General features: G+C 50.1%; 11 protein-coding genes and 1 pseudogene. 6 read left to right on the forward strand and 6 right to left on the reverse strand.

Annotated features, from left to right (window positions below; genetic code table 11):
• Positions 1 to 438: 438 nt before the first annotated feature.
• Positions 439 to 921: pseudogene (gene greB / locus MXE41_RS00785) on the reverse strand (transcription elongation factor GreB); the annotation flags it as partial.
• 306 nt (positions 922 to 1,227) lie between these two features.
• Between greB and MXE41_RS00790 the strand changes: the two are divergent.
• The 4 genes from MXE41_RS00790 to MXE41_RS00805 all read left to right on the forward strand — a co-directional run bounded on the left by MXE41_RS00790 (position 1,228) and on the right by MXE41_RS00805 (position 5,602).
• The gene (locus MXE41_RS00790; protein ID WP_247099034.1) at positions 1,228 to 1,446 is read left to right on the forward strand and encodes a hypothetical protein; all 219 of its coding nucleotides are present in this window, start codon (positions 1,228 to 1,230) and stop codon (positions 1,444 to 1,446) included.
• A gap of 16 nt (positions 1,447 to 1,462) precedes the next feature.
• Positions 1,463 to 1,993, forward strand: coding sequence for a hypothetical protein (locus MXE41_RS00795; RefSeq protein WP_246977156.1), 531 nt, complete (start codon positions 1,463 to 1,465; stop codon positions 1,991 to 1,993).
• Positions 1,980 to 2,321: an IS66 family insertion sequence element accessory protein TnpB gene (gene tnpB, locus MXE41_RS00800; protein ID WP_246977157.1), complete on the forward strand. Its 342-nt coding sequence runs from the start codon at positions 1,980 to 1,982 to the stop codon at positions 2,319 to 2,321. Before MXE41_RS00795 ends, tnpB begins: the two co-directional genes overlap by 14 nt.
• A gap of 152 nt (positions 2,322 to 2,473) precedes the next feature.
• Positions 2,474 to 5,602, forward strand: coding sequence for an IS66 family transposase (locus MXE41_RS00805; RefSeq protein ID WP_247099035.1), 3,129 nt, complete (start codon positions 2,474 to 2,476; stop codon positions 5,600 to 5,602).
• 550 nt (positions 5,603 to 6,152) lie between these two features.
• Here the strand turns inward: MXE41_RS00805 and pckA are convergent.
• A complete protein-coding gene (pckA, locus tag MXE41_RS00810) occupies positions 6,153 to 7,751 on the reverse strand; it encodes a phosphoenolpyruvate carboxykinase (ATP) (protein WP_246976937.1) in 1,599 nt (532 codons plus the stop codon).
• A gap of 1,116 nt (positions 7,752 to 8,867) precedes the next feature.
• Here pckA and MXE41_RS00815 point away from each other — a divergent pair.
• Positions 8,868 to 9,878: an NAD(P)H-dependent glycerol-3-phosphate dehydrogenase gene (locus MXE41_RS00815; RefSeq protein ID WP_247099036.1), complete on the forward strand. Its 1,011-nt coding sequence runs from the start codon at positions 8,868 to 8,870 to the stop codon at positions 9,876 to 9,878.
• A 162-nt stretch (positions 9,879 to 10,040) separates the two neighbouring features.
• Here the strand turns inward: MXE41_RS00815 and MXE41_RS00820 are convergent, their stop codons facing one another.
• From MXE41_RS00820 to MXE41_RS00830, 3 genes are all read right to left on the reverse strand, one after another.
• Complete coding sequence (locus tag MXE41_RS00820; RefSeq protein ID WP_246976941.1) at positions 10,041 to 10,631, reverse strand: NifU family protein; 591 nt, start codon at positions 10,629 to 10,631, stop codon at positions 10,041 to 10,043.
• A gap of 716 nt (positions 10,632 to 11,347) precedes the next feature.
• The gene (secB, locus tag MXE41_RS00825; RefSeq protein ID WP_246976943.1) at positions 11,348 to 11,848 is read right to left on the reverse strand and encodes a protein-export chaperone SecB; all 501 of its coding nucleotides are present in this window, start codon (positions 11,846 to 11,848) and stop codon (positions 11,348 to 11,350) included.
• Positions 11,849 to 11,889: 41 nt separating this feature from the next.
• Positions 11,890 to 12,348 carry a rhodanese-like domain-containing protein gene (locus tag MXE41_RS00830; protein WP_247099037.1) on the reverse strand — a complete coding sequence of 153 codons (459 nt, stop codon included), beginning with the start codon at positions 12,346 to 12,348 and terminating at the stop codon, positions 11,890 to 11,892.
• Between the two features lie 1,176 nt (positions 12,349 to 13,524).
• Here MXE41_RS00830 and gpmM point away from each other — a divergent pair.
• Positions 13,525 to 15,057: a 2,3-bisphosphoglycerate-independent phosphoglycerate mutase gene (gpmM, locus tag MXE41_RS00835; protein ID WP_246976947.1), complete on the forward strand. Its 1,533-nt coding sequence runs from the start codon at positions 13,525 to 13,527 to the stop codon at positions 15,055 to 15,057.
• A gap of 189 nt (positions 15,058 to 15,246) precedes the next feature.
• Here gpmM and MXE41_RS00840 read toward each other — a convergent pair whose 3' ends face one another.
• On the reverse strand, positions 15,247 to 16,614 hold the full coding sequence (locus MXE41_RS00840; RefSeq protein WP_246976949.1) for a metallopeptidase TldD-related protein: 1,368 nt from the start codon (positions 16,612 to 16,614) through the stop codon (positions 15,247 to 15,249).
• Between the last annotated feature and the right edge of the window lie 118 nt (positions 16,615 to 16,732).

Below are 16,732 nucleotides of genomic sequence, written 5' to 3' on the forward strand. Positions count from 1 at the left end.
TGACAGGTGCTCGCATGCCTCCTGCGGCGGACACGTATCCTGACAGGTGCTCGCATGCCTCCTGCGGCGGACACGTATCCTGACAGGTGCTCGCATGCCTCCTGCGGCGGACACGTATCCTGACAGGTGCTCGCATGCCTCCTGCGGCGGACACGTATCCTGACAGGCAGTTGCATGACTGCCGTGCAGGCCCCTCGTCTGACAGACAGTCTCGCGACGCCAATGCAGGACACGCCCTGCGCACTGGGGCATGCGGCCCATGCAGGCGACCGCGTCATACGGGACGGCTGTGTCAGTGTGCTATTTGACCAGGGTACTCATATAGCTTTGCTCAAGCTTCTTGAGATCCTCGGGGCTGAGCTCCTCTGCCCCGGCAGCATCATCCTCATCGTCCATGGTGTCATGATCGTTAATCACTGGAGGCTGTTCGGTAAACCACTGAGGGCACTTGTAGCTGATTTTGTTGACATACCAGGTGCGATTGCCCTTAGGGGTATGCACCACGGCATCATCCCCCTCAGACTTGCCCAGCAGGGCCTTTGCCATAGGAGCATCTACCGAAATGTAGTTGCTGCGGCCAAAGATCTCCTCACCACCTACAATGCGGATCTGCATGATCGATTCGTCATCATCAGCTTCAATTTCAACATAGGCTCCAAAAAAGACCCTGCCTTCCTGCTGGATATTGAACTCGACCACCTGAATATCATTGAGCACACGGCGTAGATAGCGAATGCGGCGATCGATCTGAGCCAGCAGACGCTTGTTGTACTGATAATCAGCATTCTCAGAGCGGTCACCAAGACTTGCTGCCCATGATACTTTGGCAGTTACATCCGGGCGCTTTTCCAGCCACAGATAGTCAAGTTCTTTCTTGAGAAGCTCATATCCCTGAGCAGTGATGTAAGGCTTTTTAGCCATGGTTGAGATCTCCGGCTTACCTGGATACTGGCGCAGCTTTACAGTTATAAGCTGCCCCTTGCATTATAAGCCCCCATCCTGTCATTGCCATCCCCACCAGCATCATTCCCGCTATCTGCATTCAGATGCAGGCCTGCCTGTACTTAGCCATGTAGATGCAGGCCTGCCTGTGCACAATCATTCAGGTGCCAGCCTGCCTGTGCGCCGCCGTTCACACGCCATTGACCCAGTGCTCCCATCTGCATCTTTATAAAGGCCGGCAGCGCATCTGTGCGGCGCGCCGTGCGACTGCAGCATCATCAACAGATGGCTCTTGCAAGCATGCCTGTGCCGGGTATGCACAACGTCGTGTGGCTTGTCTTGATTATTAGCCTGGATCCAGGGCCTGAATGGCACAGGCGGCTGCATTTGGCAGCTGCCGGCGGCAGCCAGGGCAAAGGGCCAGCAGCCGACAGCGTACGTACTAAATTTATGTGGGGTGTGATGCTGGACCTGATTTCTTTAAGATTTCTGCATGTTTATTAACAAGCAGGAGACTTATATGGGTGTTAAAAATGAAACACCAGTAGCTTCTTGTAAACGACAAGGGGTTACAGAGGATATCCTCATGGGAGCAGTAATCAACTCCGGACTCAGCTCTTTCCAAATCGGGTTCATGTATGGCGTTGCACCGTCATATGTATGCAGTCTGGCAATAAAGAACCTTGGCGAAGACGCTTTCTGCAGCATGGAAAAAGAGGCTCTTGCCAGGCTGCGCAGCAAGATTGGTGAACTCCTCCTTGCTGGAAGATCTCAAAGCGAGGCGGCAAGGGAGTGTGGCATATCAGGACACGCATTTAGACAGCTATCAATAATGCAGGCTGAGTCTTTCACCAGAGCCACTGATGGCATATGTGTTGTGGATGATGACGAGGACCAGCATGAGGAGTATGAGCTTCCAGATATGGGGGCAAACAGGATCAATCTGAAGTATCTGGACTTTGAAATTTCCTATACGACAAGCAAAGAACCTGAGGAGTCAATCCTTTCAATTTGTAGATTTCTGATAGGAGGCGGCAATGCTTCTTCCTAAACATACCAGAATCATAATCATCAACAAACCTGTAAATGCAAGGCTTGGCATCCCGGGTATGATGAATCTGCTGTTCAGTAACTCTTTAGGCCTGTTTTGGGATGGTGTGGAGCCCATAACAGTTGTTACATTTAATTTGAAGCAGCGTATATGTAAAATCCTGACTGTTGACGATTCAGGCATTACCTGTTCCAGCCGGGTTCTAAGGCGAGGGCGTTTTCAGTATATGCTGCGACATGAGCTGATGCCAACAAGCATAAAAAGGCATGAGCTTGAGGCTCTTCTTCAGGAAGGAACAATAAAAAGATTCAACAGACAGCGTTTTTAGTTGCATTATGAGATGAATTAAGGGAATCATAGCGATTATGATTCCCTTTATTTTTGGAGATCATTTAATTGTCTGATATTACCCCATCCCCTGGCTCACGTCATGACGCCCCTGTACAGGTACCTATTGAGCAGCATCTTAAGGTTGTCAGGATGAACCATGAACTTGCAAACCAGGTTTATGAGCTCAAACAAGACAAAATCGAGCTCAACAACGAGTTAGCTGCCAAACACAGTAAGATTGAGCTGCTAAACAAGACAATCAACTTCTATGAAGACCTTTTCAGCAGCAACAGCTTCTTAAAATTAATCGGTAAAGAAATATCCAAACTAATCAAACTGATGTTAAAAGGCAAGGCATCCCCAGAAGAGTTGCTTGTCAGAATTAAAGACATTGTCAGGTTCAAAAATCAATCCGAAAGAAGAAGCAGAGCTGAGGGGTTGGGTGCTGTTTCTAAAGGAGAGGCTGCAAAAAACCGTGCTCGCGCCATAGCTGACGCTGATGCTGCCAGTCAGCTCGACACAAATGATCAGGAAGATGAGGCCACTCTTCCAAAACAGGACAATACGGTCTTTTCATTCGAAAACAAGGAGGTGGGAAATCATTATGAGCATGTTACATCATGTCGCAGACAGGGCATGACTATTCTGGACATCTTGAATAATAGTCCTCAAAAAGACATTTTTGATTTTAAGACAGGCTCTGATCCTGATGGTGACGTATACAGCTTAAACAATGATTCTGAGCAGATGCACAGAGAAATTGCTGAGCAAAAGACTTTCGACCTCATCGAGAAAATCGACGGTATTGAATATGCCATTATGCTGAGCAGTACTGGTGTACAAATCATTGACGAAGCAGGCACCCCCAAGAGTCTTCACTCAAAGGGACTGCACAGGGTGAAGATAATAAACGCATCCAGTATTGAGCATAAGTCACTGGTCCTGGTTCCTGAGTACAGCTATGTAAATCCAGACTGCGATTATGAGTCCTCTGATCCTGAAAGACTCTCGTTAAGCGCCAACAACATAAGTGGAAGCAAATTCATTTTCAGGTTAAGCAGAACTGGTCCTGAGTTTGACTGCCTGCTTGATTTATCTGATGAGAAAATAAGCGAAATCTCTCAAAATGTCAGCAAAGATTTCGTTGAAAACAACTTTGCTGGTCTGACGGCTGTCCGGGAGCTGCGCAGAGAAAGTGTCCAGATCAGAGAGCAGTTCTACAACCGCATTTATGAGGCAATCTATCATAATGACAAAAAGGCCCTGGGGTCAGTTGTCAATGAGCTTCTAAAGGTAAAGTACAAACAGATTTGCAAGTATGGCAGGCTTGAATCAGCGGTTGTTCAGCCTTCAGCTCCATTAGTTCTGTTCAGCGGGCATGCTCGCACCATGGTTTCAGGTGCGTCAGGACAAGGGGCAGAGTTAATGGCAAACACGCTTTTCAGCAGCTTCAGTACTGTATGGTACAAGAGCTCTGTATCAGTAGGTCTTATAAGCAGTGCTGTTTCTTCCTTCGTGGGCTTTAACACCTCCAAGAATGCTGTTTACCAACACTCAAAGCAGGGCAACGAGTCATATATCTCGCAACCTCATGTAGTAAACCTGATTAATGCTGTAGGCATGATTATGTCCCTCAGCTCTAATGCCAGCCTCAAAGTCATTCGAGATTCTAAACTGATCATGATGGATGAGGTGACTTCAAAACTGCTTGAAGATGGCGCTGCCCGAGTTAAATACAACTTTTCTCTTATGAATGGAAGAGCCTCTAAGGAGCGTCATGTATGCATATGCTATACAGGCTCAAGAGAGTTTCGGCATATCGTTGCTCTGCTTAATGCGAATGCGGCTGGTTTTAGTGCAGTCGTACTTCATACTGACGGATTCATTGGCTACAAAAAGTTCATCCGCAAGGTTGCAAAGACATTGGGAATAACACACTGCCAATGCATCTCTCACGCCCGTCGTGCATTCGTAAGAGCCATGAAAGACAGTGGTCTTATGGCTGTTTATGAATCACTTCTTGAAGTCGAGGAACAAACAAACACAGGCATATTGATGGCTATTGAGCGGGCCTTTGATGACAATACCATTTCAGAAGTTCAGAAACTGATATTGATGTTTGTACATCTGATTCGTATGCTGTTCTCAATGGAGAAAATCTTTATATCAGATACTCCTGCCAATGAGGTTAATAAGTTCCGCGCCCCTGAGTTTATGGAGAAGCTCAGCAAACAGAGGCAGGATACCTCAAGCATTTTATTCTTTCTGGCTGACAGCATAATTACAGAGCTTGCCGATGTCCACGGCCTTGCAGTACGTACCAGCGATGGTAAAAGCTACAGGCAGTCAGAAGAGTTGTGCAATTGCAGCTATTTTTCAAATGCTGTTGTTTACTGGATGAACCACAGGAATAACCTGAAAAACTTCTTGGAGAATCCAGAAGTTGAGCTCAGCACCAATGCTATTGAGAGAGCTCATAGAGGTCTCGTTGTCTCCTACAATCACTTCCACTACATGAATACAGTGGGGGGCAGCCAGGCCTTTGCCAATCTCATTACAGCTAAACAGAACTGTATTTATGCTGGAGTAGATCTTAAGCACTTCATTGAGTATGTACTGCTTGAGTACATTAAGGCTCGACAGGAGATCTTCAAGGATGAGGAGCTGATTGAGCAGATTAATTCAGATTACAGAGAACTGTCTGGGCTTGAAGACTTTGATATACGAGATGAGATGTGGCTCATGCCAGGAAGACGCACTCAGATTGTTCCGGATCCTGAAACAGGCCTCATGATTAAAGTTGTACGTGAGCTTTCTGATCCTGTTAACCCGTCAACATTTATTCTCAAATATATCAATGTTGATGTCTTCAATCCTTATGTTTATAAGCGGAAGATGAGGGGAAACGGATTATCTTCTGCTGATTCGCATGGTTTCTCAAAGTCATCAGAAGTCAAAGTGCGGACCGACTCCGAATCCACCTCAACCGTTAGTACGGAACAAGATAAAGCAATCGCTGAAGTCACAGATCACAGCCCAGTCCACAGCCAGAAAGGAAAGCAATCCTGCCCTGCCCCCGACCATGAGTCAAAGCCAGCCTGTCCAGAAAGCAACTCAGACTCACGCTCAACTCAAAACGTACAGTCGGGGCGACCCGGCCATGAAAGCCGTTACAGTGTTTGTGCCGTGCAAGAGCATACTGAAGGATTACAGCCTGTTGGGGAGAGCGAACCAATGCTTAACCGTTCAGTCCTTGAGCAAGAGCCAGACCCCAGCTAACACTATAGGTAAGCGAGATAAGACGAAAAAAAACCCACACCTAATATATAGGTATGGGTCGATACGATTATCTTAGCTAACGCTAAGCTTATCTATAGTAAAAAGTCAGCCCATTGTATAAAAAGCCACTTGAATGTGGTAGGGGCTTTATCGCTTAAATTTACTGTTTTCTTGTGCATGCACTTATAATTTGCTGTTTTTGAGCTCTTTTTGCCCCTCTGAAACATACTTCCTTAATAAAAACCGGTAGAAGTATGGTGTCGCAATCAGATCGCAATGAAGGCTCTTTCAGCAGAAAGTCTACTGTCATCAGGAATGGCTTAATTATAGGGTTTTGCAGAAATATATACACCCCACATAAATTTAGTACGTACCCGACAGCTAGTGAAAGAGGTTGCGGTGGAGGCTGGACGGGCCCCTGGAAGCCTGCAGGTGTCTGTGCGCGGAAATCAGAGATAAAAAAAGCCCGGGAAACAAAGTCTCCCGGGCTTTTTTTATCTTAACTTTCAAAGTATCAGAGGTTGCAGCCCCTGACTAAGCTGAAAGCAGATTAGAGCTGTGGGCCGGCCTTAACCAGGTCGCCACCGAGGCTCTCGAACTTCTTGAAGTTCTTCTGGAAGCGCTCAGCCAGATCCTTGGCCTTAACTTCCCACTCAGAGGCATCAGCGTAGGTGTTACGTGGATCCAGAATCTTGGTATCAACACCCTTGAGCTCGGTAGGTACGGTGAAGTTGAAGTAAGGAATGGTAGCGGTAGAAGCGGTATCGATAGAGCCGTCGAGGATGGCGTCGATGATGCCACGGGTATCCTTAATGGAGATACGCTTGCCACTGCCGTTCCAGCCGGTGTTAACGAGGTAAGCCTTAGCGCCGGAAGCTTCCATTCTCTTAACCAGAACTTCAGCGTACTTGGTTGGAGGTAAGGTTAAGAAAGCAGCACCGAAGCAGGAGGAGAAGGTTGGGGTAGGCTCGGTAATACCACGCTCAGTACCAGCTAACTTGGCGGTGAAGCCGGAGAGGAAGTAGTACTTGGTCTGCTCCTTGGAGAGGATGGATACTGGTGGTAATACACCGAAAGCGTCAGCGGATAAGAAGATTACACGCTTGGCAGCTGGAGCCTTGGAAACTGGCTTAACGATGTTGTTGATGTGGTAGATTGGGTAAGAAACACGGGTGTTCTCGGTTACGGACTTGTCGCTGAAGTCAATCTTGCCGGAAGCATCAACAGTTACGTTCTCTAATAAGGCGTTGCGCTTGATGGCACCCCAGATGTCAGGCTCATTCTCCTTGGAGAGGTTGATAACCTTGGCATAGCAGCCGCCTTCGAAGTTGAATACGCCGTCGTCATCCCAGCCGTGCTCGTCGTCGCCGATTAACAGACGCTTAGGATCGGTGGACAGGGTGGTCTTACCAGTGCCGGACAGACCGAAGAAGATGGCAGTGTTCTGGCCTTCGAGATCGGTGTTGGCGGAGCAGTGCATGGCAGCAATGCCCTTTAATGGGAGGTAGAAGTTCATCATGGAGAACATGCCCTTCTTCATCTCACCACCGTACCAGGTGTTGATGATGACCTGCATCTTCTCAGCAAGGTTGAATACAACGGCGGTCTCGGAGTTGAGGCCCAGCTCCTTGTAGTTCTCAACCTTAGTCTTGGAGGCGTTCAGAACAACGAAGTCAGGCTCGAAGTTCTTTAACTCTTCCTCGGTAGGACGGATGAACATGTTGGTAACAAAGTGAGCCTGCCAAGCTACTTCCATAACGAAACGGATCTTCAGACGGGTGTTCTCGTTGGCGCCGCAGAAGAGATCAACAACGAATAAACGCTTGTTGGAGAGCTCCTTGCCAGCCAGGGACTTTAACTGGGCCCAGGCTTCTTCAGTTACAGGCTTGTTGTCATTCTTGAACTCGTCAGAGGTCCACCAGATTTCCTTGGAGGCCTCGTTCTTTACAATGAACTTATCCTTTGGAGAGCGGCCAGTGTAGATACCAGTCATTACGTTGACTGCACCCATCTCGGTGACAACACCCTTCTCAAAGCCCTGTAAGGAGTCCTTGGTCTCCTCAGCAAACAGAGTCTCGTGAGATGGGTTGTGGACAATCTCGGTAGCACCGGTGATACCGTACTTGGCTAAACTTTCAATTAAGCTCATTTTTTTCTCCACGAATGAGTGTTAGAAGCCATTTCTAACAATACTTTTGAACCAAAGCTATTTTAGCCTAAAAAAATCCTTAATTGATAGAACTTGATCATCTTATTTGAAAAATAAAAGACCCCAAATCTGTGCAGGGTTTGCGTATTTTGTCCAGGCAAATACCAAGATACATACCCAAAGCCGGATCGCGCTGCCGACATCAGCCTCCCGACCACGTCTCTTCACAGTCGACCCAATACCGCGCCACAGCGCAATTTCAGCCCTCAGGCATCCCGTCCCACCACCTGAAACTTACCCCATAAACTACAGCTGCTCAGAGACCTGCCGGGCAGTCCTTGATGAAAATTGCACATGTATGACAGACGCCTTATATCCCCTGGATGTCATACCACCTGGATACAGGACAGCCTCATATTGATGCGCACAAACCATCATGTATACATCTAAATAACTCTTTGCGCACCACAATCCTGCCTGCTGAACTCAGCGCTGCAAAACACGCCACCCACCCACCCCGCCTGAGCCCCCGGCTCAACATGGACCACCTGCTCAGCATGCTCAGACTGCTCCACCTGAGTGCGCCTAAAAATACGCAACTGCAACAGCAACAGGAATCATGCAGCGGCGCTCAGTCAGTAAGACCGTGCCTTTATGGGGCAGCACGACCTCAGATGCGGGACGGTGCGCACAAAAGCGCGGCCTTTTGTATGGACTTGTAAACTTTGCCGCTAAAATAGTGCAGCACCAAAGGCGGCGCAGCTGCAACCGGAGCATGTGAGAACCATGATCAGCGCCCTGTGTACAGGCACAGTGCCGCAGCACAGGACAGCGTAGCCGCATCTGGGCTGACACAGCAGGCATCGCAGCCCTTAAAGGGCATGACTGCCCTCAAAGAGCAATACTGTCACCGCAATGCGCTGCTGACAGCATGAGCAACGTAGCAGGCATGGCCTGATGGCCTCATGGCAGGCATAGCCACATGGCATCATGGCATCAAGGCCCTGTGGCCGCTGCCATAAGCCGTACTGTTCTGGCTCATGGGGATGGGGCAGCGGCGGTGCTGCCGGCCGGTCTTACAGCTACGGTAACTTCAAACAAATCAAGAGGCATTTTATGCACCTATCGCAAGCACTGACCGTCATTGGCGCGGGATCCTACGGAACCGCCCTTGCCATGGCTGTCGCTTCCAAAGGATTTCCGGTCATGCTGCATGCCCGTGACGGGCAAAAGGCCAGTCACATGGAGCAGTCACGCCAGAATGAGCGCTATCTTCCTGGCATTACCTTTCCTGAAAGTCTGCATGTCACAGCCTCACTGCAGGAAGCACTGAGCTTTGCCCGCGATGTTCTGCTGGTCGTGCCATCCAGTGCCTTTGTCGATACCCTTCTGGCAATCAAACCTTTCTGGCAGCCCCATCAGCGCCTTGCATGGGCCACCAAGGGCCTGGACAGCTCAGGAGAGCTGCTCTCCAAGGTCATCATGAAACATATGACCTCACCTGATTACCCTGTCCTGCCTATTGCCTCACTGTCCGGCCCTACCTTTGCCAAAGAGCTGGCCTCAGGCATGCCTACCGCCATAGCCTGTGCCGGCAATGATGAAAACTTCGTCACCGAGCTGTGTCAGCTCATGCATACCAAGACCTTCCGTGTATACAAGAGCCATGATCTGACCGCGCTGCAGCTGGGCGGCGCCGTAAAGAATGTAATTGCTATTGGTGCAGGCATGTCCGATGGTCTGGGCTTTGGTGCCAATGCCCGTACCGCTCTTATTTCCCGTGGCCTTGCTGAAATAATTCGTCTGGGTACGGCTCTGGGTGCCAGCGAACGGGGCTTTATGGGCCTGTCGGGACTGGGCGATCTCATGCTTACCTGTACTGACAATCAGTCCCGTAACCGCCGTCTGGGCTATATGCTGGGCAAAGGCATGAAAATAGATGAGGCCCTCAGAGAAATAGGACAGGTAGTAGAGGGCTGTCACATGGTCAGCGTAGTTGCAGATCTGGCCCGCAGACTCCAGGTTGAAATGCCTATCTGTTTTGAGCTCTATGAGGTGCTTATTAATCACAAACCAGGCCCTCAGGCCGCCTATGATCTGCTAAGCCGCCAGATCACCACCGAATAGTGGCTGCAGACAGCAGCAATAGAAAAAGGGCATGTCACAAGTGACATGCCCTTTTTCTTAAATGCAGCATGATGCGGCTGCAGCAAGGACCGCATCGTCGGCTCCATGCCTGAAACCGGTACGGTGTCCAGTCAGATAACTGACCAGAAACGAAGTCAGAACTTAAGCAAAGCTCTCTTCGGTCTTGGTGTGGTCGGTAGCGTCTTCTACGCCGTTAATCTGGCCAGGGAAGGCAACCTTGAGCTGCTTTTCAATACCGTCGTGCAGGGTGGCACCAACGAGGGAGCAGCCGTTGCAGCCGCCGGAGAACTCAACGCGGGCAATACCGTCATCGGTAAGCTCGACAAGCTTTACAGCACCGCCATGGCCTGCCAGTGAAGGGCTGACAAAGCGCTCAATGTAGTAGGCTACCTGATCCTTTAAGGAAGCATCGTCGCCCAGCAGCTTGCGCTTGAGGTTTGGAGCGTGCAGGGTCAGCAGATCCTCACCTGAATCATCCTTGGACAGCTCAATCACGGTTTCATCGAGGAAATCAGCAATGTCACTGTCCATTACCACCTCAAAACCCTCCATCTTGAAGTGAAGGTCGTTAGTGGTGATGTACTCTTTTGGACAGTACAGGATACCGCTCTCAACACCAGGAGTACCAGGATTGTTAACAGTAAGACGAATGGCAAGGCCATCGATCTTCTGCTTCTCAATGATGCTGAGTAAATATGCCTGGGCTTCTGAACTAACAGTGATCTTGCTCATTAATAGATTCCAGTTTGATATCGGAAAAATCCAAATTGCCCTGAGTAAGCCCACAGGGCCGTAACTTCAGCGGCTGAAAATTCTGCCAGGTTTACCCTGGTATACGCCCTCCAGGATTCATACTCCTGCAGAGGTACGCACAGCCCGGTTAGTATAAGTCAATTGCCGCCCTGCCGGGCGCTCCAAAAAGATCATTCGACAAAAAATAGCACAATAAGGCCTCTGACAGCCGCCCATATTTCAGCAGCGCCGCTCCGCTCCAAAAGCACTGCCTGGGTCAGATGCAGTGCAATTGACAGGTGCGGTGCAAGGTGCAGATGCTGTGCAATGGGCAGCTGCGGTGCAAGAGTCAGGTGCGGTGCAAGGTGCAGATGCTGTGCAATGGGCAGCTGCGGGGCAAGGTGCAGCTGCGGTGCAAGAGTCAGGTGCGGTGCAATAAGCAGGTGCGATGCAAGGTGCAGATGCGGCCAGGTCTGCACTGACGGTGCGGCCTCTGCCCATGATAAAAGGCAACTGAGAGCAGCATGACCGCCCTGGCAGCATGCAAGGCGGCCATGCACTCTGCAAGAAAGGCCCTGAGGGCGGGCTGGGACCAGCCACTTTGAGGGGCCCATAATGCAAAACGACGCTCAGGCAAATACCTGGAGCGCCGTTGTGTCAGGTCCTGAAAAGACCATGTGCCAGGAACCATACCTGATGGTATGGTCAGAGGAAAATTACTTGTCCTCGCCTTCTTCCTTGGCAGCTTCGCCAGACTGAGCATCCTGCTGGGCCTTGCGGGCACGGAACAGGGCCTCAAAGTTGATTGGGGCGAGGTTTAACTGAGGGAAGGTAGCACGTGATACCAGGCTGGCGATGAACTCACGGGCATATGGGAAGAGGATATTAGGAGCGGTGCCGCCTAATAAGAACTCACCTGCGTCGCCAGGGATGTTACGTAATAAGAAGACACCGGCCTGAGTTACCTCACAGATAAAAGCGGTCTTGCCTTCGTTGTTGCAGGTAACGGTGATACGTAAGGCAACCTCGAACTGATCATCAGCGATCTTGGTGGTCTTGGTATCGAACTTGACCTGCAGCTCAGGCTTCCACTGGCTCTGGAAAACAACAGGGCTGTGTGGGGTCTCTAAGGAAGAGTCCTTGGCATATACACGGATTAAATCGAAAAGAGGACGAGTGGCAGCGGCTTGTGCCTGCTCATTTGCATTCTCTGACATTGCTTGTGTCCTTAAATTTGGTCTTTTTGGAATTCGTTAGATTATTTCTTCTTGGACAGAGGCAGGTTGGCAGCAGTCCAGTCCATGACTCCACCCTCAAGAATAAATACTTTAGTAAAGCCCTGCTTCTTCAGGAAGCGACCACTGTTGAAGCATTCACTGTCAAACTTGTCCTTGCCTACGATGATTACCGGACGTTCACGCATGCTCTCAATACGGGCAATCTTACCGGCCTTGATGTCGGCAGCAGTTACGTGTAATGCGTTGGCAATATGGCCATTGTTAAAGGCTTCGGCGCTGCGGATGTCCAGGAAGACACCATCCTGTCTGTTGACCAGGGTTACAGCATGATTTGAGGTGGCCTTTGGAATACGTGCAGTTAACAGCTTGAACTGAACTGCAATCAGCAAAACTAAGACAACTGCCCATGCGCCTACCATAAAGTAGTGGCGCTGAAAGAATCCAGGAAACTCGTTGATGAACTCGGAAATGAAATCCACGATTTTTTACCTCAAAACACCCGGATTTCGCTCCGGTCTGCAAATAGTGGATTATTCTAGCATAAAGCATTCTTTTGTTAAGAATACTTTGATTTCCACGCCTTTCCATGACCTGGGGAACTATGATAAGTCAATGTACCCTTATCAGGAAAATCTTTCTGACAGCTGGCGACTGTAATCGCAGCAACAGCTGCTCATACAACCGCATCCGACAATTTATCAGCTTTTAACTGAAAATACGCAATTTAAGGCCATGACCACGTGATTTTGTGAGTGTTCTCATGAATTTTGAAGTAAGTCACAGCAAAATCATCATAATTATGCTCCGCCACAGCAGCACTCACAGTCAGCCATCCTGACTGTCGCAGCTGCACTGCCAGAGCTGCCTGACGCCAGGCAACTGTCAGACAGCTCTGAGCGCCGTCAGCCCTGGAATGGGGCTGATTTTGACCTGGGCTTAATGGGACAGAGGCTTAATGGGACTGGGGCTGGCTGGGCTGCACTGCCTGGTGTGTCAGTACTGGGAGCTGTGCACGGCGGTGGCGCCTGAGGACGATGCCTGCCGGGTGGAGCCAGGTGATCGAAGTATGGTGGGAGGGTAAGACAGGGCGGGACGGGGTTTACTGCAAATATGTTGAGTGACTCAACACCGGGGGGCGCTCTATGGTCTTAGTCATATCTTTATAGATGTTGAAAAGCGCGGGCTGGGACAGGACTGAAAAGACAGTAAAAAGTCAGTTTGTGGGCGGAAAAATCAGGATATTTTCATATGGCTGCATGACCAACTATATTTGCCTGCAAGCGTCAAATTTAAGCCATTCAGGGTGCTTTTCTGATAAAATTATCCATCAGCATACACTTGTATGCAGTTCTGATATCAGGTCCTGATGGCCGCCATCAGGAGCTGAATTGTGTGTGTGTGAACTTCACATTGGCAAATCCGACCAGACATAAGGCTTTTCAGTCTCAGGTACAGCCCTTTATCAGGATACTGCAGAGCTTTGGGCAAGGCCCCAGGCATGCAACCGTACCGAAAATCCAGCCGGAACCTGCTGCTCCCGGGGAGCGGGAAGCTGTTGCCCAGGGCAACGGTTATACTCTGCATAACAGCTTGCAGAGTCAGAGCGGGTCATGGTTGAACTGGTCAGAGATCAAGTTTAGGTAGAGATATTAAAAATGGCACAAAAGAAGACTCTTGCCCTTATTATCATGGACGGATGGGGTGAAAACCCAGATAACAATTTCAACGCTGTTACCAATGCCAAGACCCCTGTACTTGATGGCCTGTGCGCTGATTACGCTCATGTTGACATCGCTGCCTCCGGCGTCGATGTAGGTCTGCCTGACGGTCAGATGGGTAACTCCGAAGTAGGTCACACCAATATCGGTGCCGGCCGCATCGTTTATCAGGAGCTGACCCGTATCGGTAAGGCCATTGAGGACGGCGAGTTCTACAAGAACCAGGTTTTATGTGATGCCGTAGACAAGGCTGTTGCTGCCGGTAAGGCCGTTCACATCATGGGCCTTATGTCCCCAGGTGGCGTACACAGCCATGAAGACCACATCCTTGCCATGATCCGTCTGGCTGCCCAGCGCGGTGCTGAGAAGATCTATTTCCATCCATTCCTCGACGGCCGTGACGTTGCTCCACGTTCAGCTCTGGAGTTCATTGGCAAGTTTGAAGACCTCTTCAAAGAGCTTGGCAAGGGCCGTTTTGCTACCGTAGTAGGCCGTTACTTCGCCATGGACCGTGACAACCGCTGGGACCGTGTAGAGCAGGCCTATGACGTTATTACCCAGGGTATCAGCCAGTTCCCATCCTTCCCAACCATCAAGGATGCCATCGAGGCTGCTTACGCCCGTGATGAGAACGACGAGTTCGTAAAGGCTTCCGTAATTGGCGAGAAGGTGGTTATTGAAGACGGCGACGCCATGATCTTCATGAACTTCCGTGCCGACCGTGCCCGTCAGCTGACCCGCACCTTCATTAACCCTGACTTTGACGGCTTTGCGCGCAAGCACACTCCTAAGTTCTCCAGCTTTGTCATGCTGACCCAGTATGCTGCTGATATCAAGACTGCCTGTGCCTTCCCACCAGAGTCCCTCAAGAACACCCTGGGCGAGTGGCTGTCCTCTCACGACAAAACTCAGCTGCGTATCTCCGAGACCGAGAAGTACGCTCACGTCACCTTCTTCTTCAACGGTGGTGTTGAGACCGTATTCCCAGGTGAGGATCGCATCCTGGTTAAGAGCCCTGCTGTTGCCACCTACGACCTGCAGCCTGAGATGAGCTCCACCGAGCTTACTGACAAGCTCTGTGAGGCCATTGAGTCTGGCAAGTACGACGTAGTTATCTGTAACTACCCTAACGGCGACATGGTTGGTCACACCGGCGTTTACGAGGCTGCCATCAAGGCTGTTGAGGCCGTTGATCACTGCATTGGCCGCGTAGTTGAGTCCCTCAAGAAGGTAGGCGGCGAGTGCCTTATCACTGCTGACCACGGCAACTGCGAGAAGATGAAGGACGAGGTTACAGGTCAGCCATTTACCGCCCACACCAACCTGCCAGTTCCATTTATCTACATGGGCCGTGCCGCTGAAATGCGTGAGGGTGGCCGTCTGTGCGATATCGCTCCTACCATGCTTTACCTCATGGGCATGGAGATTCCAGCCGAGATGACCGGCAAGTCCATCATTACCCTCAAGTAATGACACTTCCCGGGATTTATCCCGGGCTGTGATGAAAAAAAGGGACAGCGCCCAGATGCGCTGTCCCTTTTTTCATCTTTGCACATGGTGCAATCATGGTCCTGTCCGCTGCGGCTGCAGCGCGGCAGATGTGGCCTGCCAGGTGCGGTTGCCGCCGCGCTGGCTGCCGGCCGGCGCACGGGCTGTTCCTTAGATACCTGAAACGGTGATTTCAGGGAGCATGATGGAACCGGTCTGAATGCGGCGACGCTCATCGCGATCGGTACCAATCATGGCAATGGAGGCGAAGATATCCTTGAGATTACCGGCAATAGTGATCTCGTCTACAGCATGAACGCGCTCGCCATTTTCAAAATAGAAACCACTGGCACCACGGCTTAAGTTACCGTTGACCATGTTTACACCCTGCCCCATAAGAGTGTTGATAACCAGACCACTGCCGGCCTGCTTCATCATCTCCTCAAGAGAGCAGGTGTGAGCATCATCAGCATTGATAAAGAGGTTATAGCATGGGTCATTATGACCATTGCAGGCCATCTTGAGCTTGCGGGCTGAGTAGGAGTCGATGAAATACTCTCTGAGCACACCGTCTGTAACAATGTTAAGCGGACGGGTAGCCACACCCTCGCTGTCAAAGGCAGCAGAAGCAATACCGCCCTTAATCCACGGATCTTCGTAAATGCTCAGGAACTCAGGGAAGATACGCTCATTGAGCATGTCCTTGAGGAAGGATGAGTTCTGGTAAATGAGCATGCCGCTGGCAGCACTGATGAAGTTGCTGATAAGAGAGTTGGCAGCACTTTCAGAAAGGATAACGGTGTAACGACCGGTCTTGACCTTGCGGGCACCGAGCTTGTTGAGAGTTCTGGTAACAGCCTCATCAAGCACCTTCTCATCAGACCACTCAAGGGCTGGATTAATGCCGCTGTAATAGCCGGCTGAGCGCTGCATGACACCATCACGCTCACCTACCAGAGACAGATACTTGGAGAAATCAGAGTCAATGGAAGAGCGGCAGAATCCCTGGGAGGTAGCCAGAGTTCTTAAGGTATAGATCATGCCCCAGGAGCTGCCATCGGACTCTTTAAGGCCCTTTTCACGAAGACGCTCAGCACTGTCAGCACCCATCTTGTCCAGGTTTACCGCACGACGGGCAATCTCATCAGGCTCCTCTTCGAGCTCATAAAGCATCTCCAGGTCCATATCACCCTTGTAGAGATCAGAATCCTCACAAAGGCCGGAACACTCATCGCGTGAGGTGTACTCACACAGATTGAGAGCAGAGTCGACAGCAGCAGAAATGCTCTCCTCAGAGAAATCACTGGTAGTAGCACTGCCGGCATGCTTGTCCTTAAAGACGCTCACACCCATTCCCTGCATCTGATTGAACTCGATGTTTTCAATCTCACAGTGACGGGAGGAGATATCAAGTCCCTTACCGGCACTGATCTTGATGCGGACCTCATCAGCACCACGGGCACGGGCCATTTCTACAGCCTTGACTGCCAGTTCCTCATAACGCTGCTGATGCTGTTTCAACTGAGCAAAATATGACATGGGAAAAATCTCTTCTAGCTGCTGACAGGTTTGTAACCTGAGAACTGTCCGTTACTTCCAGGTATGAAAAATTACTTCCAGAAATAAATCTCTACTTACCATTATGGAAAGCACTTTC

Source organism: Anaerobiospirillum sp. NML120449, from assembly GCF_023051105.1.
Classification (GTDB): Bacteria; Pseudomonadota; Gammaproteobacteria; order Enterobacterales; family Succinivibrionaceae; genus Anaerobiospirillum.